Annotated in this window: 13 protein-coding genes; 1 reads left to right on the forward strand and 12 read right to left on the reverse strand. The window is 72.6% G+C overall.

Annotated elements, in window-relative coordinates; genetic code table 11:
- Positions 1–137: 137 nt before the first annotated feature.
- Positions 138–1,373: an ROK family transcriptional regulator gene (locus tag ACN27B_RS24685; protein WP_355519148.1), complete on the forward strand. Its 1,236-nt coding sequence runs from the start codon at positions 138–140 to the stop codon at positions 1,371–1,373.
- Between the two features lie 116 nt (positions 1,374–1,489).
- Here the strand turns inward: ACN27B_RS24685 and ACN27B_RS24690 are convergent, their stop codons facing one another.
- The 12 genes from ACN27B_RS24690 to ACN27B_RS24745 form a co-directional block, all read right to left on the reverse strand.
- Complete coding sequence (locus ACN27B_RS24690; protein WP_422741658.1) at positions 1,490–3,379, reverse strand: ricin-type beta-trefoil lectin domain protein; 1,890 nt, start codon at positions 3,377–3,379, stop codon at positions 1,490–1,492.
- 153 nt (positions 3,380–3,532) lie between these two features.
- Complete coding sequence (locus tag ACN27B_RS24695; RefSeq protein ID WP_422741659.1) at positions 3,533–4,942, reverse strand: GH1 family beta-glucosidase; 1,410 nt, start codon at positions 4,940–4,942, stop codon at positions 3,533–3,535.
- 36 nt (positions 4,943–4,978) lie between these two features.
- Positions 4,979–5,986 carry an ABC transporter ATP-binding protein gene (locus tag ACN27B_RS24700; RefSeq protein ID WP_099161021.1) on the reverse strand — a complete coding sequence of 336 codons (1,008 nt, stop codon included), beginning with the start codon at positions 5,984–5,986 and terminating at the stop codon, positions 4,979–4,981.
- The gene (locus ACN27B_RS24705; protein ID WP_422741660.1) at positions 5,983–7,035 is read right to left on the reverse strand and encodes an ABC transporter permease; all 1,053 of its coding nucleotides are present in this window, start codon (positions 7,033–7,035) and stop codon (positions 5,983–5,985) included. The genes ACN27B_RS24700 and ACN27B_RS24705 overlap by 4 nt, the downstream gene beginning before the upstream one ends.
- A gap of 3 nt (positions 7,036–7,038) precedes the next feature.
- A complete protein-coding gene (locus ACN27B_RS24710) occupies positions 7,039–8,016 on the reverse strand; it encodes an ABC transporter permease (protein ID WP_099161019.1) in 978 nt (325 codons plus the stop codon).
- A complete protein-coding gene (locus ACN27B_RS24715) occupies positions 8,013–9,104 on the reverse strand; it encodes an ABC transporter ATP-binding protein (protein ID WP_422741661.1) in 1,092 nt (363 codons plus the stop codon). Before ACN27B_RS24715 ends, ACN27B_RS24710 begins: the two co-directional genes overlap by 4 nt.
- Positions 9,105–9,188: 84 nt before the next feature.
- A complete protein-coding gene (locus ACN27B_RS24720; protein WP_099161017.1) occupies positions 9,189–10,868 on the reverse strand; it encodes an ABC transporter substrate-binding protein in 1,680 nt (559 codons plus the stop codon).
- 121 nt (positions 10,869–10,989) lie between these two features.
- The gene (locus ACN27B_RS24725) at positions 10,990–11,991 is read right to left on the reverse strand and encodes a LacI family DNA-binding transcriptional regulator (RefSeq protein WP_091574512.1); all 1,002 of its coding nucleotides are present in this window, start codon (positions 11,989–11,991) and stop codon (positions 10,990–10,992) included.
- Between the two features lie 231 nt (positions 11,992–12,222).
- Positions 12,223–12,993 carry an FkbM family methyltransferase gene (locus ACN27B_RS24730; RefSeq protein ID WP_422741662.1) on the reverse strand — a complete coding sequence of 257 codons (771 nt, stop codon included), beginning with the start codon at positions 12,991–12,993 and terminating at the stop codon, positions 12,223–12,225.
- Positions 12,994–13,686: 693 nt separating this feature from the next.
- Complete coding sequence (locus ACN27B_RS24735) at positions 13,687–14,067, reverse strand: YccF domain-containing protein (protein WP_098744876.1); 381 nt, start codon at positions 14,065–14,067, stop codon at positions 13,687–13,689.
- 98 nt (positions 14,068–14,165) lie between these two features.
- A complete protein-coding gene (locus tag ACN27B_RS24740) occupies positions 14,166–16,961 on the reverse strand; it encodes a hypothetical protein (RefSeq protein ID WP_422741663.1) in 2,796 nt (931 codons plus the stop codon).
- Positions 16,958–18,073 carry an ATP-binding protein gene (locus ACN27B_RS24745; RefSeq protein WP_098744873.1) on the reverse strand — a complete coding sequence of 372 codons (1,116 nt, stop codon included), beginning with the start codon at positions 18,071–18,073 and terminating at the stop codon, positions 16,958–16,960. Before ACN27B_RS24745 ends, ACN27B_RS24740 begins: the two co-directional genes overlap by 4 nt.
- Positions 18,074–18,076 lie beyond the last annotated feature (3 nt).

Here is an 18,076-nt window from a genome sequence, read left to right on the forward strand (position 1 = left end):
GACATACCTCCTCATCGATGCGCCGGAGGCTAGCAGTTAACTTTGTTAAATGTAAATGCGCAGTAGTCTGTCACCACTTGGTTCACGGCGTGAATGCAGGTCGCCGGCGGGCGGCCGGGGGAAGGACGGCGGCGGACGTGGACGCCAGACGCACCACGGTGCGCGACATGCGCCGGGCCAACCGGTCGGTCCTGCTCACCCGGATCTGGCTGGACGGCCCGCTCAGCCGGCACGAGCTGGGCCAGTCGACCGCGCTGAGCCTGGCCAGCGTGAGCAACCTGGTCGGCGAGATGATCGCCGAAGGGCTGGTCGAGGAGGCCGGTTCGGTCGAGTCCGACGGCGGCCGTCCCCGGGTGCTGCTGCGCGTCGCCCCCGGCTACGGCTACCTGGTCGGCGCCGACGTGGGCGAGACCCGGGTGCAGGTCGAGCTGTTCGACCTGGCGATGACCGCGCTGGCCAAGGCCGAGTACCCGATCGCCGCCGCCGAACCCGACCCGCGGCAGGTCGCCACGCACCTGCTGCACGGCCTCGCCGCGGTGACCGAACAGGCCGGCGTCGACCCGGCCGCGGTGCTCGGCTTCGGGGTCGCCGTGGCCGGCACGGTCGAGCGCACCGCCGACGCCGTAGTGCACGCGCAGACCCTCGGCTGGGACGGCGTCCCGCTCGGCGCGATGCTGCGCGCCGGCACGGACGTGCCGGTGCACGTCGACAACGGCGCCAAGACGCTCGGCCAGGCCGAGATGTGGTTCGGCGCCGGCCGGGGCGTGCGCCACGCGGTGGTCGCCCTGGTCGGCTCCGGCGTGGGCGCCTGCGTGGTCGCCGACGGCGTGGGCTACCGGGGCGCGCACAGCAGCGCCGGCGAGTGGGGCCACACCACCATCGTGTACGGGGGACGCCGCTGTCGGTGCGGCAACCTCGGCTGCCTCGAGGCGTACGTCGGGGCGGAGGGGGTGCTCGACCGGTTCCGCCAGGCCAACCGGGGTCGCCCGGCCGCCGGCGGCGACGAGGAGACCGCCTTCGGCGAGCTGCTGCGGGCCACCGGCCGCACCGCCGCGACGGTGATCGACGAGACGGTCGGCTACCTCGGCGCCGGGGTGGCGAACCTGGTCAACCTGTTCAACCCGGAGCGGGTGGTGCTCGGCGGCTGGGCCGGGCTGGCACTGGGCGAGCGGCACCTGCCGGCGATCCGCGAGGCCACCGCGCGGCACGCGCTGCGCCAGCCGTACGCCCAGACCTCGATCGAGCTGTGCCGGCTCGGGCCGGACGCGGTCGCGATGGGCGCGGCCACCCTGCCGATGGCCCGGCTGCTGCGCGAGGGCGGCGTGCCCCGCGAGCCGGCGGTCCGCCCGGCCCGGGTCACGCGGGGCCGCTGAGCGGCCGGGCCGGCATCGCCGCGGTGCGGCCGGGTCGGCATCGCCGCCGAGCGGCCGGGCCGGCAATCGCCGCCGAGCGGCCGGGCCGGCAATCGCCGCCGGCCCGGCCGCTCGGGTCAGGACGGCAGCGTCCACTTCTGGTTGGCGCCGCCGGTGCAGCTCCAGATCTGCGTCTTCGCGCCGTCGGCGGAGGTGTTGCCGGTGACGTCGAGGCACCTGTTCGCCTGCGGGTTGACCAGGTCCCGGCCGGCGGTCCAGGTCCACTGCTGCGCGGCGCTGCCGTTGCAGGTCCACAGCTGCACCCGGGTGCCGTCGGCGGTGCCGCCGCCGGCCACGTCCAGGCACTTGCCGAGCGCGCGCAGCGTGCCGTCGGCGGCGCGGGTCCACTGCTGGTTGGCCCCGCCGAAGCAGCCCCAGATCTGCACCGGGGTGCCGTCGGCGCTGGCGTTGTCGGTCACGTCCAGGCACTTGCCGCCGATGCCGGTGACCAGGCCGGTCGCCGACCCGCCGCCACCGGACTGCGGGCCGGACCAGGTGAACGTGGCGGTGGTGCGGGCCGGCAGCGTGTAGGTGAACGACTGCCCGCCCCACACCACGCGCACCGACTGCGCCGACGTGCCGCCGTTGTGCGCGAGCAGCGCCTTGGAGCCGTCCGGGTTGCGGTAGGCGACGTTCGGGACGGTGCCGTTGGCGGTGGAGTCGATCCGGGTCGCGCCGGGCCGGACGAACTTGGTCAGGTGCCCGGTGGTGTAGTACTCGATGGTGTAGTCGACCTGGCCGGCCCGGGCGCCGCCCTCCTGCACGGTGATCAGGCCGGTGCAGGTGCCGCAGCCGCCGTTGTGCGGGCCCATGTTCTGGTTGACCGCCAGGCTCCACTTCACCACGCTGCGGCTCCAGTTCCGCGCGTAGGTGACGATGTCGGCAATGTCCTCGTTGTGCTGGTTGGTGATCCAGGTGCCGCCGGAGTGCTCGGTGCTGAACTGCGGCACCGTCGGATACTGGCCGCGTACCTGGCTGCCGACCGCGGGGTCACCGAAGTAGCCGTGCCAGGCGATGCCGCCGAAGAGCGGGTCGGTCCGGACCGCGCTGTCGGCCAGCAGCCCGGAGCCGATGGTGTTGTAGTCGCCGTAGTTCCAGTCGTGCACCAGCACCCTGGTGGTGATCCCGGCGGCCCGGAACGCCGGGTAGACGAAGTTCTTGGTCAGCTCGGCCAGGCCGGAGGCGTTCCAGCTCATGCCGGGGTAGTCCATCGCGGTCGGGTTGCCGGCCTGGCAGCAGTTCGGCTCGTTCTGCACCGACAGGTAGTCGACGGTGACGCCGCGCGCCGCGTACGCCTGGATCGTGCGCACCAGGTACTGCGCGTAGGTGGCGTAGTGCTCCCACTTCAGCCAGCCCATCTGGTCCATCCGGCCGTTGTCCTTCATCCAGCCGGGCGCGCTCCACGGCACCACCATCACCCGCAGCGCCGGGTTGAGCTGCCGGGCCTGCGCGGTCAGCAGCTCGACGTTGGTGTCGTACCCGTTGGTGCCGAAGTCGCCGAGGTCGCAGCAGGTGTCGTCGAGCGAGACGTGGCCCGGTCGGGACAGGTCGGACGCGCCGATCGGGTTGCGCACGAAGGACAGCCCGATGCCGTCGGTGGGGCTGAACAGCTTGCGCATCACCGCGTCCCGGGTGGCCGCGCTGACCGGCCCGCCGCGCAGCAGGTACGCGGTGGTGTCGGTGATGGACGCCCCGGCGCCCTCGAACGGCTGGTACCGGGTGTTCTCGTCGACGGTGACGGTGTGCGTGGCGCCGGGGCTGGTGGCGGCGAAGGCCAGCGGGCTCTGCTGTTGCAGACCCCGGGTGACCGTCCGACCGCCGGAGTCGGAGGTGGTGGTGAGCCAGACGTCGACCCGTTCGCCGGCGGCGTGCGCGGGGGCGGCGGGGACGGCGGTGGCGAGGCCGGCGGTGAGGCAGAGCGTCAGGGCGACGCGGCCGGCGAGACGTGCGACGGTGGTGGGGGACACGGATGCTCCTTCCGGATCAATCGACATCCGCGAATGAGAAAACCGTTCGCACCGGCTTATGTCAAGACATGAAAAAAGCGGTCCGACCTGCCTCCGGACGCGTCGGGGCGGCCGCCCGGGACATCTCCCGCGCGACCGCCCGCGGTGGTCGGCTCAGCGCTGCCCGCGCACCCGCCGGACCGTGTCGCGATACCACAGCGCGCTGCGCTTCGGGGTGCGGCGCTGCGTCTCGTAGTCCACCCGCACGATGCCGAACCGCTTGTCGTACCCGTACGCCCACTCGAAGTTGTCCAGCAGCGACCAGGCGAAGTAGCCGCGCAGGTCCGCGCCCGCCTGCCGGGCCCGGGCCACCGCCCGCAGGTGCTCGGTCAGGTAGTCGACCCGGTCGTCGTCGGCCACGAAACCCTCCGCGTCCGGCTTGTCGTCGAACGCCGCCCCGTTCTCGGTGATCACCATGGGCACGCCCGGATAGTCGCGGTGCAGTCGCACCAGCAGGTCGGTGAACGACTCCGGCACGATCTCCCAGTCCATCGCCGTGCGCGGCAGGTCCCGGCGGACCACCCGGCGCACCGGCCGGCCGTCGTCGTCGCGGTCCCGACCCTGCTCGTCCACCCCGGAGTGCAGCTGCCCGAAGTAGTAGTTGACCCCGAGCACGTCGATCGGGGTGGCGATGACCTCCAGGTCGCCGTCCTGCACCGGGATCCGCACCCCCTCGGCGGCCAGGTCGGCCACCACGTCCTGCGGGTACTCCCCGCGCAGCACCGGGTCCAGGTAGAGCCGGTTGCCCAGCCCGTCCGCCGCCCGCGCGGCGTCCCGGTCGGCCGCGCTGTCGGTCGCCGGGTCGGCCGTCGACAGGTTCACGGTCAGGCCCAGCTCGATCGGCGACTGCGCCGCCGCCCGCAGCCGCCGCGTCGCCAGCCCGTGCCCGAGCAGCAGGTGGTGCGCGGCGGCGATGCCGTCGCCCAGGTTCCGTCGGCCGGGGGCGTGGTCGCCGTAGGCGTAGCCGAGCATGGCCGAGCACCACGGCTCGTTCAGCGTGGTCCAGGTGCGGACCCGGTCGCCGAGCGCGGCGAAGACCAGCTCCGCGTAGTCGGCGAACCGGTAGGCGGTGTCCCGGTTCGGCCAGCCGCCGGCGTCCTCCAGCTCCTGCGGCAGGTCCCAGTGGTAGAGCGTCACCCACGGGTCGACGCCGCGGCCGAGCAGCTCGTCCACCAGCCGGTCGTAGAAGGCCAGCCCGGCCGGGTTGGCCGGACCGCGCCCGCCCGGTTGCACCCGCGGCCAGGCCACCGAGAACCGGTAGGTGTCCAGCCCCAGGTCGGCGATGAGCGCGACGTCCTCGGGCATCCGGTGGTAGTGGTCGCAGGCCACGTCGCCGTGGTCGCCGTTGGCCACCGCCCCGGGGACCCGGCAGAAGGTGTCCCAGATCGACGGAGTGCGGCCGTCCTCGGCCACCGCCCCCTCGATCTGGTACGACGACGTCGCCACCCCCCACCGGAAGCTCGGCGGCAGCGTGTCGATCGGGTCGACCTGTTCGACGCGGGGACGGGTGAGGTCGGTGTCCATGGTTCTCCTCGCGGGTAGCGGGTGGGCTCGGGCGGGTCAGCGGGACAGGGGCGCGACGGCCGGGTGCAGCCAGCACGCGACAGCCCGGGTCGGGTCGTCGACGCCGGGCGGGCCCAGCACCGGCAGGCGTTCGTCGCACGGGTCGAAGGCCTTCGGGCAGCGGGGGTGGAACGCGCACCCCGACGGCATGGCGCGCAGGTCCGGCGGGGAGCCGGGGATGCCGGTCAGCTCCCGGCGCGGCCCGCGCAGCGCCGGGAACGAGTGCAGCAACCCCTCGGTGTACGGGTGCAGCGGCTCGGCGTACAGCCGGGCGGCGGGCGCCTCCTCCACGATCCGGCCGCCGTACATGATGGCGATCCGGTCGGAGAACTCCACCAGCAGCGACAGGTCGTGGGTGATGAACAGCACCGCGAAGCCGAGCCGGTCGCGCAGCTCGGCGAGCTGGCCGAGGATCTGCCGCTGCATCACCACGTCCAGCGCGGTGGTCGGCTCGTCCATGATGACCACCTGCGGCTCCAGCGCCAGCGCCATCGCGATCATGACGCGCTGCCGCATGCCGCCGGAGAGCTGGTGCGGGTAGCTGTCCAGCCGGTCGGCGGAGATGCCGACCAGGCGCAGCAGCTCCTTCGCGCGGGCCAGCCGGCTCGCCGCGGTGCTCTTCGGCTCGTGTGCCCGGATCACGTCGAGCAGTTGGGTGGAGACCTTGTGCACCGGGTTCAGCGAGTTCATCGCGCCCTGGAACACGATCGACGTCTCCGCCCACCGGAACTCGCGCAGCCGGGCCGGGCTGAGCGTCAGCACGTCCACCGGCGGTCCGTCGGCCGGGTGGTAGACGACCTGGCCGCCGCTGACCACGCCCGGCGGGGGGAGCAGCCGGGTCAGCCCGTACGCCAGGGTGGACTTGCCGCTGCCGCTCTCCCCGGCCAGGCCGAGCACCTCACCCCGGTGCAGCGTCAGGTCGACGTCGCGGACCGCCCGCACCGCCTCCGCGCCGACGCCGTAGTCGACGCAGAGCCCCCGGATCTCCAGCACCTTGTCGTTCATGAGGTCCCCTCTCGGGTGGTGTCCGGCACGTCGGCCGACCGTTGCATCGGCACGGGAGCCGGCCGCGGGGCCAGCACCGGCGTGAAGCCGACGCGCATCCGGACCGTCCGGCCGTCGGCGGTGCGGATCCGGGTCCGGCCGCCGGTGCGCAGGCGGGGGCTGACGAACTCGTCGATGCCGAAGTTGATCAGCGCGAGCGCGGTGCCGAGCAGCGCGATGGCCAGCCCGGCCGGCACGAACCACCACCACGCGCCCTGGGCGAGCGCCTGCTGGCCCTGCGCCCAGAACAGGATGGTGCCCCAGTTCCAGGAGCTGACCGACGAGATGCCGATGAACGCCAGGGTGATCTCCGACATCACCGCGAAGATCACGGTGCCGACGAAGCCGGAGGCGATGATCGCGGTCAGGTTGGGCAGGATCTCGAACCCGATGATCCGCCAGGTCCGCTCGCCGGTGGCCCGGGCCGCCTCGACGTAGTCGCGGCGGCGCAACGACAGCGTCTGGGCGCGCAGCACCCGGGCGCCCCACGCCCACGAGGTGAGCCCGATGATCAACGCGACCAGCAGTTCACCGGCCTGGTCGACGAGCGACGCCACGATGATGATCAGTGGCAGCGCGGGGATCACCAGGAACACGTTGGACAGCGCGGACAGGCTCTCGTCGGCCGCGCCGCCCAGGTAGCCGGCGGTCACGCCGATGAGGACGGACAGGATCGTGGCCAGCACGCCGGCGATCAGGCCCACCACGACCACGCTGCGCGCGCCGACCAGGATCTGGCTGAAGATGTCCTGCCCGAGGTGGGTGGTGCCGAACCAGTGCCGGGCCGAGGGCGCCTGGAGCACGTCGGCGCTGCGCGCGTCCGGGTCGTACGGCGCGATCCACGGCCCGATCACGGCCAGCAGCGCGTACACCCCGAGGATGGCCAGGCCGGTGGCGGCCTTGGCGTTGGCGACGAAGCGGAACCGGCGTCGTCGGGCCCGGGCCGACGGCTGCGTCATCGCCCCCTGGCCGGGGATGACCTGCTCGATGCTCGACGGGGAAAGTGTCATCGCTCAGCTCTTTCGGGTCCGCGGGTCGAGGAGCAGGTACGCGACGTCGGCGAGCAGGTTCGCCACCAGCACCGAGATGGTGATGATGAGGAAGATGCCCTGCATGAGCGGGTAGTCCTTGCTGCCGACGGCCTGGAAGAGCTGGAACCCCAGGCCCGGGTAGGAGAAGACGATCTCCACGAGCAGCGTGCCGCCGACGATGAAGCCCAGCGACAGCGCGAAGCCGGAGACGTTGGGCAGCAGCGCGTTGCGGGCGGCGTAGCTGAGCGCCACCCGGCGCTCGGAGAGGCCCTTGGCGTGCGCGACGGTGATGTAGTCCTCGCTGGAGACGGTGACCATCATGTTGCGCATGCTGAGGATCCAGCCGCTCATCGAGGAGACCAGGATGGTCGCCGCGGGCAGGATGCTGTGCTGCAGCGCGCTGGGGATGAAGTACGCGTCGAACGCCGGCACCAGGCCCGGCTCGTAGCCGCCGGAGGAGGGGAAGAAGCTGCCCGGGCCGGCGAACAGCGCGATCGCCACCAGGCCCAGCCAGAAGTAGGGGATCGAGGACAGGAACGTGGTGGCCGGCAGCAGCCCGTCGATCCACGAGCCGCGCCGCCAGCCGGCGCCCACGCCGAGCGCGGTGCCGAGCAGGAAGCTGACGATGGTGGTGACGCCGACCAGGCCGACGGTCCACGGCAGGCTGTTCCCGATCACCTCGGACACCGGCGCCGGGAAGAACGTGAACGACAGCCCCAGGTCGCCGCGCAGGAGTTGGCCCCAGTAGGCGACGTACTGCTCCCACAGGTTGCGGTCGGAGTCCAGCCCGAACAGCACCCGCAGCGAGGCGATCGCGTCGGCGCTGATCCGGCCCTGGTTGCGGGAGATCAGCGACTGCACCGGGTCGCCCGGCACCATCCGGGGGATGAAGAAGTTGAGGGTGATCGCCGCCCACGCGGTGAACAGGTAGAAGGCCACCCGTTGCAGCAGGAACCTCATCGGGTCGCCTCCTCGGCCACGCCGTTCTCCGCCGCGACGGTGGCCGGGTCGAACAGCCAGCACGCCGCCCAGTGCCCGGGACGGTCGTCGACCGGGATCGCCGGCGGCAGCTCGCTGGTGCACCGCGCCATGGCGTGCGGGCAGCGCGGGTGGAACCGGCAGCCGGCGGGCGGGTGGATCAGGCTGGGCGGCTCGCCGTGCCCGCGCTCGCCGGCCCCGGTGGCGTCGGCGCCCGCGCCGGTGATCCGTTCCGGGTCCGGCGCGGAGTCGGTCAACAACCGGGTGTACGGGTGGGCCGGCCGCTGGGTGACCGTCTCGCTGTCGCCGCCCTCGACCATTCGTCCCGCGTACATGACGATCGTCTCGTCGGCGAAGTAGCGGGCCGAGGCGATGTCGTGGGTGATGTAGAGGATGGCCAGGTCGAGCCGGTCCTTGAGGTCCTGCAACAGGTTGAGCACGCCCAGGCGGATCGACACGTCCAGCATCGACACCGGCTCGTCGGCGAGCAGCACCTCGGGGTTCGCGCCGAGCGCCCGGGCGATGGCGACGCGTTGGCGCTGGCCGCCGGACAGCTCGTGCGGGAACGCGTCGAGGTAGCGTTCCGGCGGGGCGAGGCTGACCCGGGTGAGCAGGTCGGCCAGCGCCTTTTCCAGCCCGTCCGGGCCGGTGCCCGCGTTGCCGTGGATGCGCAGCGAGCGGGTGAGGTGGTAGCGGACCGTGTGCACCGGGTTCAGCGAGGCGAACGGGTCCTGCAGGATCAGCTGCACCCGGCGCACGTAGGCGCGGAACGGGCGGCCGCCGCGGACCCGGGTCGACGTGCCGTGCAGCCGGATGTCGCCGGCGGTGCGCGGGTAGAGCTGGGCCAGCAGCCGGGCCACCGTGGACTTGCCGGAGCCGGACTCGCCGACCAGCGCGGTCACCCGCCCACGGCGCAGCGCGATGGACACGTCGTCGACGGCGTGCACCACCGTCGGGGTCCGGGAGAGGAGACTGCGCAACCGCCGGCGGACGGGGAAGTGCTTGGTCAGGCCGACGGCCTCCAGCACCACCTCGTCGACCGGCGCCGGGGCGCTCTCGGTCGTCGTCATGCCGCATTCCTGTCTGGGGTTGCCGGGTCGGGGGCGGGGCCCGCCTCCCCGGCCGGTCGTCCCGGCCGGGGAGGCGGCGCCGGGTCAGCCGGCGGCCGGCTTGAGGTGCAGCACCACGTCCAGCGCGTTGGGCTGGGTGGGCTGGAGCGCGCCGTACGGGTTCGCGTCGTCCGGCCAGCCGGTCCAGTTCTTCGTGCTGTACGCGCCGCCGATGTTGTCCGCGCCGACCGGGATCATCGGCACCTGCTCCACGAAGATCTTCTGGAGCGTGGCCAGGGCGGTGGTGCGGGTGGCGTCGTCGGTCGCGTTGGCGTACGACACCAGCGCGTCGGTGGCCTCCTTGCTCTGGAACCGACCGAAGTTGCCCGCCGGCGAGGCGGTGCCGATCGGCTTGAGCACCCGGCCGTCCATGATCGTCCGGTAGATGTCGTACGGCGTCGCGCCGCTCTCGGTCCACCGGAACGTGGCCTCGAAGTTGCCCTGCTCGACGTTGCGGAACCAGGCGTCCTGGTTGGCCTTGTCGATGGTCGCCGCGATGCCGATCTTGGACAGGTTGTCCTTCACGATCTCCAGGCTGGTCTGGTAGTCGGACCAGCCGGCCGGGTCGGTCAGCTTGATCGTGACCGGCTTGCCGCCCTTGTCCTTCAGCGTGGTGCCGTCGAGCTTGTAGCCGGCGCCGGTGAGCAGCGCCTTGGCGCCCTCGACGTCGACCTTGTGCTCCTGGCCCTTGTACTCCGCGGCGATGAAGGAGTCGCCGGCCGGGCTGGGCAGACCGGTCACGCTCTTCACCTCGGGGTGGAAGTACGCGGCCTCGGCGGTGGTGAAGATGTCCGCGCGGTCGACGACCATGTTCATCGCCTTGCGCAGCGTCGGGTCGTCGAACGGCTTCTTCGTGGTGTTCAGGTAGAGGCCGTGGATGCCCAGCACCGGCGGCGCCCACACCTTGTGGTTCTTCTGGTCCTTGGCCACGAAGACGGCCTGGTAGTTGGGGATGAAGACGAAGCTCCACTCCGACTCGCCGTTGGCCAGCGCCGTGGTCTGCGCGCTGTTGTCGGTGTACGAGGTGAAGCGCAGCTCCTTCACCTTCGGCGCGTCCTGCCAGTAGCCGCTGTCGCGCACCGTGAGCGTCGTCGTCGCCGGGGTGAACGACTTCAACGTGTACGGCCCGCTGCCGACCGGCTGCTTCACCGGGTCGGTCGTCGGGTCGCTGATCTTCTCCCAGAGGTGCTTGGGCACGATCGGCACCCGCCACAGCACCTTCTGCTGGTTGACGAACTGCGGGCTGGACATGGAGATGGTGACCTCGTTGCCGCTCGCGGTCGCGTCCGTGTACGGCACGCCCTGGTCGTTGAGCGCCGGGAACTTCTTGACCAGGTTGTAGGTGAAGGCGACGTCCTCGGCCGTGACCTTCTGCCCGTCGGACCAGGTGGCGTTGTCGCGGACGGTCACCTTGACCGACTTGTAGTCCGCCGACCACTCGGCTTTGGTGGCCAGCCAGGGCTTGAACGGCTCGGCCGGCTTGACCGGGTTCCACATCATCAGCGGCTCGTAGATCTGCCAGCGGTAGCCCAGCGACGCGGCGGCCGAGGTGGTGAGGAACGGGTTGTTGTTCTCGGCCTGCGGACCGTTGGGCATGCCGACGTTGAGCACGGTCGCGGCCTGGCCGCTCTTCTTGTTCGCGTTGGGGCTGTCGCCGCACGCGGCGACGGTGGTGGTGACCATCGCGCCGGCCAGCGCGACGGCGAGGAGTTGCCGTCTTCTCATGGAGGTCTCCCTCGGTGGTCCCGCATTCCTCGGGCGGGATGTGGTGGATGGAGGGTGTGCGGTGGTGCCACCGGCGGGCGTGCGCCCGCCGGCGTGGTCGCCGGGATTCGGCGGGGTGGGGTCAGGTGACGCGGGTGGAGGCGCGGGCGGCGAAGCCGGTCGGGATGACGGTCGGGGTGTCCGGCAGCGGCGTGCCGGTGAGGTGGGCGATGAGGAGCCGGGCGGCGGCGGCGCCCATCTCCCGCAGCGGCTGGTGCACCGAGCTGAGCGGGGGATGGGTGTGCCCGGCCAGCGGCAGGTCGTCGAAGCCGACCACCGCGACGTCCTGCGGGACGCGCCGGCCGGCGTCGCGCAGCGCCTGCAGCGCGCCGGCGGCGGAGAGGTCGTTGTGGGCGAAGACCGCGTCGAACGCCACCCCCTGGGCGAGCAGCCGCCGCACCGCCTCGCGTCCGCACTCGAAGGTGAAGTCGCCCTCCACCACCCGTTCCGGCCCGATCGGTACGCCGGCGGCGGCGTAGCCGTCGGCGAACCCGGCGAGCCGTTCGCGGGTGCAGCCGAAGCGGCGCAGGCCGGTGATGACCAGCGGTCGTCGGCGTCCGAGCGACAGCAGGTGCGCGGCGGCGGCCCGCGCGCCGTCCTCGTTGGTGGTCCGCACCGACGGGAAGCCGGGCTGGTGCCCGCGGTCGTCGATGAGGATGACCGGCAGACCGCGACGGTGCAGGTCGGTGATGTAGTCCAGGGTGCCCTCGGGCTCGACCACGAGCAGCCCGTCGAAGGACTTCGCGGAGACCTGCGAGGCGAAGCGCCGCATCGACTCGTCACCGCGGGTGCAGGTGAACAGCAGCATCCCGTAGCCCTCGGCCTCGACCGCCTCGGCCGCGCCCTGGAGCACCTCGCCCATCCAGGGCCAGGTCAGCGCCGGCACCAGCATGCCGACCACCCGGGTACGCCCGCGGGCCAGGCCGACCGCCCGGGCGCTCGGCACGTACCCGAGGTCGCTGATCACGGCCCGGACCCGGTCGGCGGTGCGGATGTGCACCTCGCCCTTGCCGTTGAGCACCCGGGAGACCGTCGTCTTGCTCACCCCGGCGCGGGTGGCGACGTCGGCGATGGTGATCGGCACGTGACGCTCCCGGGTCGCAGGGATGAGCGGGGTGTTTCGGAACCGGTTGCGGAAGCGGTTCCGTGGCAGTCAACCGAAGTGGCGCCGGTCACGTCAATAACAGCCAGGTAACAAACCATGGCTAAGTTCGACACCTGAAAAAAGTGGCCGGGCAGCGGATGTGTCGATCACGGCGATGAGCAGCATCGATGCGCCTTCGGGCTCGATCCATCCGTCCTCTGTGGATGGACCTCAGGTTCGCGCGTACACGTCGCCGGAGTTGGCGTCGTGCGGCAACGCGCGCAGGTGTGCCGCCACCTCGGCCGCCGGGCGCCAGCCGGGCAGGTCGAAGGCCATCTCGTCACCGAGCGCCACGGTGAACCGGGTGAAACCGAGCGCGGTCAGCCGGTCCAGGCAGTCGGCGGCCAGGTCCCGCGCGATGGTCGTGAACTCGAACGACAGCGCCGGCACCGGACGGCTCAGGCCGGCCAGCACCGCGTCCTCGAACCCCTCCACGTCGATCTTCACGAACGCCGGTACGCCGTACGCCCCGATCAGCGCGTCCAACGTGGTGCCGTCCACCTCGATCTCGTCGTCCCAGGTCTCGTCCCGCCAGCCGGCGGCCTGAGCGGCGGCCCGGACGAAGCCGGGGGAGGCGGTGGAGACCGTCGGGTTCGTGGAGTTGACGTGCAGCCGTACCGGCCCGGTGGCGGCTCCGCACGCGGCCTGCACCACGGTCACCGCCGGATCGTCGGCGTGAAGGGCACGCAGCGCGCGGGCGCACAGCGGCTGCGGCTCCACCGCCACCACCCGCGCGCCGAGCCGGCGGAAGCTGCCCAGTCGGTCGCCGACGTGCGCGCCGACGTCGAAGACCAGGTCACCGGCCTGGACCAGGGGCGCGTAGAACGCATCCAGCGCCGCGTCACGGGCCAGGTCGCCGTGGTAGAACTCCAGCGACCGGCGCAGGCCGGCCATCGCCGGATCCGCCTTGAGCGCCTCGACGACCCTGTCCCGACCCCCCATGTCACCGACGGTAGCCACCCCGCCGGTTCCGCGAGCCAGTTTCGGACCGCGATTCACCCCAGCCTCCTAGGACGCTCCACAGGGTGTGTCGGCATCGACCGTGACGTCGACGCGATCCGCAGCCTCTACGCACCTGGACGCCCCGGCGCCCGGACGACTCGGCTCCGCACCGAATCCGCCGCCGGGCCTGGAGGGCTTCCGCGAGGACGGCGTTGCGGTCGACCGCGGTGACGACGCCCGGCGGGCGACCGCCGGAGGCAGGGCGGAAGGGAGAGTGTGCCGGACACCGCCTGTCGAGCTGATATCGCGGACGACTCACGGTCCGGCCCCGGCCGGCGGGCCCGGCCGGGGCGGACCACTCCACTGCCGTGCTGCCGGTCTCGCCTGACGCCCCTTCGCCCAGCCCGTGGGGGCGGACCGGCCGGGCAGGCGACCGGACGCGGACCAGACACCGGACCGGGCGGTGTCTGGTGGGCATACCCTCCTGTGCCGCCCATCGTGGGGTGCGGCCGGCGTGGGAGGCGTCGAGGATCGACCGGCCGGCGACGGAGGCGTCCGAGGGCCGACCGGCCGCCAGCTGAGTCGTAGGTGATATCAGCTCGACAGGCGGCAGGAAGCCGACCGGCCGCCGGCTGAGTCGTCCGCGATATCAGCTCGACAGGCGGCGGGAAGGGGAGTCGCCGGCGGGCCGGGTCAGGGCGTCTCGACGACCTCCTGGCCGAGCGGCCACAGCGCCGCCGGGACCAGCTTGAAGTTGGCCACCCCGAACGGGATGCCGATGATCGTCACGCAGAGCGCGACGCCGGCCAGGATGTGCGACAGGGCGAGCCACCAGCCGGCCAGCACCACCCAGAGCACGTTGGCCAGGCCGGAGGGGAGACCGGCGCCCGGCTTGGACACGAGGGTGCGGCCGAACGGCCACAGCGAGTACGAGGCGAGCCGGAGCGAGGCGACGCCGAACGGGATGGTGACGACGAGCGCGAAGCAGATCAGAGCGGCGACGCCGTAGCCCAGGGCCAGGACGAAGCCGCCACCGAAGACGAGCCACAGCAGGTTCAGCAGGAAGCGGATCACCCCTCCATGGTGCCTGCGGCTCGCAAGCCGCGTCGGGACCGCCGGTCCGCGGCGGCGGCCCTCGCCCCGCGGGTCGGCGGGGCGAGGACCGGCACCGGTCAGCCCGACGTCACCAGCGCCGCGACGGCGTAGGCGGTGGCCGGATGCGTGGCGACAAGGGTGGACGCGGCGTCGACCGGCGGGGCTGCGCCGGCGGGGGAGTGCCACGGCGCGTCGCATCCGAGCAGCGCGGCCACCGCGTCCACGGCCTCCGGGTGGTCGCTCAGCAGGTCGTGCACGGCGTCGGCCTCGACGGCGGTCGTCGGCGCCGCCGGCGGCGTGGGCCCGGTGGACCACGGAGGTGTCCAGGCGTCCAGCGCGGGCAGCGTGGCGGGGAAGGTGCGTTCCGCCTCGCGGACCAGCAGCGGCACCAGTTCGGCGCCGTGCTCGCGCAGCGTGGTGACCAGGGTGGGCAGCCAGGGCAGCAGCACCGGGTCGGGCAGCCCGGCGAACGCGGCCGACATGGTCTCCACGACGAACGGCGCCAGCCCGGGCACCGGTTCGAGCGCGTGCACGAAGCCCGACAGGTACTGCGGGAACGCGGGCACCACCAGCGGGTTGGCCAGCAGCTCGGCGCAGCGTTCGCGCAGCTGCGCCAGGGGTAGCAGGCCGAGCTGGTGGTGGGCGGCCCAGAGCAGCGCCACCTTGGCCGGCGTCTCGGGATGGGCCTGGGCGACGGCCAGCTCGAGCTGGGACCGGTCGCACCCGAGGGACAGGGCGAGGCTCTCCATGCCGAACAGGAAGCCGAGCATCGCGCCGACCTGCCGGACGCCGGTCGCGTCGTCGACGAACGCGGTGGGCAGCAACGTGCAGTAGTGGGCGTACCCGGTGGTGACGAACGCCTGGCACCAGGCCGGCAGCGCGGGCGCGCTGGTGCGGTGGTGGGCGAGCAGCCGGCGGATGCGGCGCAGCACCTCGGGCGCGTCGTCCACGGTGCGTTCGGCGGCGAGCAGCTCGACCGCCCGGGTGCCGAGTTCGTCGACCAGGCGGGGGCTGTCGAGCAGGCGGATCGCGTCCTCGACGGCGGCGAGCGCGCCGGCGGCGGTGGCGTCCGGCCGACGGACCGCCCGGCGCAGCCGTTGCTCCAGCACCTGCTCGACGGTGACGCCCTCGTAGCCGAGTTCGATGAGGGCGCGCTGGTTGCGGCCGAGGGCGAGGTCCCAGCTCTCCTGGGTGGAGCGGTGGCCGAGGCGGCGCTCGCCCATGATAGGGCGGACGGCGTCGACGGGCAGCAGATGACGCAGCATCCACAGCAGGTCGGAGCAGGGTTCCAGCTCCGGGTCGGCGCGCAGGTCGAGCAGGGCCCGTTGCACGGTGCGCCGTTCCAGGTCGAGGCCGAGTGGGCGGAGCCGGTCCAGGACGTCGCGCGCCAGGGGCGGGAGGGAGTCGTATCCGACCTGGCCGATCCGGTCGCCGCCGAGCAGGATCTCGCACAGGCGGCGGACGTCGCGCCGGCCGGGCACCACGTCCTTCTCGATGCAGGTGACCGCGGCGTCGGCGAAGTCGTATGGCGTCGGTCGGGCGCGGTTGCGCAGGTTGGCCAGCAGGATCGACGTCTCGAACACGGCGATCGCGTCGGCGGTGCTGGCGAGGTAGCCGTTGCGGCGGGCGAGCCGGACGATGTCGACGCACCAGCCGCGCAGCTCCGCCTCGTCCAGCCCGTCGAGCGTGGGCGGGGCGGCGAGGAAGCCGGTGAGCCGGTCGGTGCTCGTCTCCGGCGCGGCGGTGGCGGGGGCGGTGCGGGCGCGCCGGCCCTTCTTCCCGGTCTGCTGCCCGGCCAGCCGGTACGGCGTGAGCCGGGTCCGGGCCACCGCGGTGGTCCAGTTCGCGGCGGCGATGGAGACGGTGCCCGGGGCGAGGCCGAACTGCGCCTCGATCGCCGAGTGGCTGGACGGGATGAGCCCGTAGCGCCAGCGGGTGCCGGTGCGGGGGCTGATCGCGAAGTCGGGTGCGGTGGAGTCGAGCCCGAACTGCTCGACGTGGCTGGCGGCGTGGAACGCGCCGCAGACGTAGAGGCAGTCGGCCGGGTCGGCGCCGGTGGCGGCGAGGTGCTGGCGCATCCGCGTCCACATGTGCCGCTCGCGGTCCTCGTCGCGGTCGTCGCGGGCGGACGCGGTGGGGCGCAGCCGCCGGAACAGGCTGCCGATGAGCACCATCACCTGCCGGTAGGTGTCGTGGTCGGCGTCGGCGAGCGGACGTTCGACGTACTGGTCCCACCACTCCGACCAGTGCCGCACCTTGCCGTGGTGCAGCAGGTAGGCCTCCAGTTCGGCGAACCGGGGGCGCAGGTCGCCGATCTCCACCCCGACCGCGTCGCCGTGCAGCGCGGCGTCCTCGTCGGGCGTCGCTTCCGCGTCGGCGCCGTCGGGGCGCGGGGTCCACTGGAAGACGTGGTCGGTGGAGCGGTCGACCAGCACCAGTTCCACGCCGGGGGTGTCCAGCGCGTACGCGATGGCCTGGTATTCCGCGGAGGCCTCGGTGATCGGGGCGATGACGCTCAGCGGGCTCCACTCGACGGGGAAGCCGTCGAGTTCGGTGGCGAACGCCTGCACGGCCACCGGCAGGCGGCAGTTGCGCAGCTCGTCGAGGAGGGGGCGCAGGTCCTCGCAGAGCTCCAGGTAGATCACCTTCGGCGGGCGGGCGCGTAGCCGGCGTGCCATGGCGAGTGCGGAGGCGGGGGAGTGGTGGCAGACCGGGAAGATCTCCAGCCGCTCGCGCAGCGCCCGGTCGACGTCGTCGACCATGCCGGCGAGGATTCCGGCGAGTGCGTCGGGGGAGTCGGCGAAGGCGGCGGCCGCGTCGGTGAGCTGCTCGCGCAGCGCGCCGAACAGGCCGGTCGGGGCGGGGGCGGTCACGACAGGGAGGCGATGGCCTGGCGGCCGCCGTCGAGGAAACCGGCCCAGTCGCCGCCGTCGTCGGCCTTGGCCCGGGGTTCGACCACGCCGTGCAGGTATTTGTTGAGGATGGCCAGGTCCTCCGGGCTGCGGCGGGCCAGCGAGCCCATGAGCGACCCGGCGAGGGTCTGGGCGCGCAGGGTGCGGTCGCCGAAGAACTGGCTGTGCAGGATGGCGTCCTCGAGCACGCCGATCTGCTCGGCGGTGGACAGCGCCGACTCCAGCTTCTCGTCGTCGCTGCTCGCGGCGGTCGCGGCGGCGCGCAGGTCGGCGAAGCTCTGCAGCAGGATGTCGAGCAGCGTGGGTGGCACGTCCAGCTCGATGCGGTGCCGGCGCAGCAGTTCCTCGGTGCGGAAGCGGACGATCTCGGCCTCGCTGCGCTTGTTGGTGACGACCGGGATGCGGACGAAGTTGAACCGGCGCTTGAGGGCGGAGGAGAGGTCGTTGACGCCCCGGTCGCGGCTGTTGGCGGTGGCGATGATCGAGAAGCCGGGCTTGGCGAAGACGATGTTGTCGTGGTCCAGCTCGGGGATGGAGACGTACTTCTCGGACAGGATCGAGATGAGCGCGTCCTGGACGTCGCTGGTGGAGCGGGTCAGCTCCTCGAAGCGGCCGATCACGCCCTGTTCCATCGCGGTCATGATCGGCGAGGGGATCATCGAGTCGCGGGACTGGCCGCGGGCGATGACCATGGACACGTTCCAGGAGTATTTGATGTGGTCCTCGGTGGTGCCGGCGGTGCCCTGCACGACCAGCGTGGAGTTGCGGCAGATGGCCGCGGAGAGCAGCTCGGCGAGCCAGCTCTTGCCGGTGCCGGGGTCGCCGATGAGCAGCAGGCCACGGTCGGAGGCGAGGGTGACGATGCTGCGTTCGACGAAGCTGCGGTCGCCAAACCACTTCTGCGGGATCTCCCGGTCGAGGCCGTCGGCGCGCTCGGAGCCGAGCACGAACAGGCGGACCATGCGCGGGCTCAGCCGCCAGGAGAACGGCTTCGGCCCGGTGTCGACCGATTCCAGGTAGGCCAGCTCGTCGGCGTACTTGACCTCGGCGGGGGCGCGGAGCATGTCGGACATCAG

The sequence above is a fragment of the Micromonospora sp. WMMD754 genome (assembly GCF_049315235.1).
Classification (GTDB): domain Bacteria; phylum Actinomycetota; class Actinomycetes; order Mycobacteriales; family Micromonosporaceae; genus Micromonospora; species Micromonospora sediminicola.

Bases quoted from the DNA above. Each gene is read 5' to 3' on its own strand.
- ACN27B_RS24695 (WP_422741659.1), bottom strand. From the start codon at position 4,942: ATGGACACCGACCTCACCCGTCCCCGCGTCGAACAGGTCGACCCGATC.
- ACN27B_RS24720 (WP_099161017.1), bottom strand. From the start codon at position 10,868: ATGAGAAGACGGCAACTCCTCGCCGTCGCGCTGGCCGGCGCGATGGTC.
- ACN27B_RS24700 (WP_099161021.1), bottom strand. From the start codon at position 5,986: ATGAACGACAAGGTGCTGGAGATCCGGGGGCTCTGCGTCGACTACGGC.
- ACN27B_RS24730 (WP_422741662.1), bottom strand. From the start codon at position 12,993: ATGGGGGGTCGGGACAGGGTCGTCGAGGCGCTCAAGGCGGATCCGGCG.
- ACN27B_RS24715 (WP_422741661.1), bottom strand. From the start codon at position 9,104: ATGACGACGACCGAGAGCGCCCCGGCGCCGGTCGACGAGGTGGTGCTG.
- ACN27B_RS24705 (WP_422741660.1), bottom strand. From the start codon at position 7,035: ATGACACTTTCCCCGTCGAGCATCGAGCAGGTCATCCCCGGCCAGGGG.
- ACN27B_RS24745 (WP_098744873.1), bottom strand. From the start codon at position 18,073: ATGTCCGACATGCTCCGCGCCCCCGCCGAGGTCAAGTACGCCGACGAG.
- ACN27B_RS24710 (WP_099161019.1), bottom strand. From the start codon at position 8,016: ATGAGGTTCCTGCTGCAACGGGTGGCCTTCTACCTGTTCACCGCGTGG.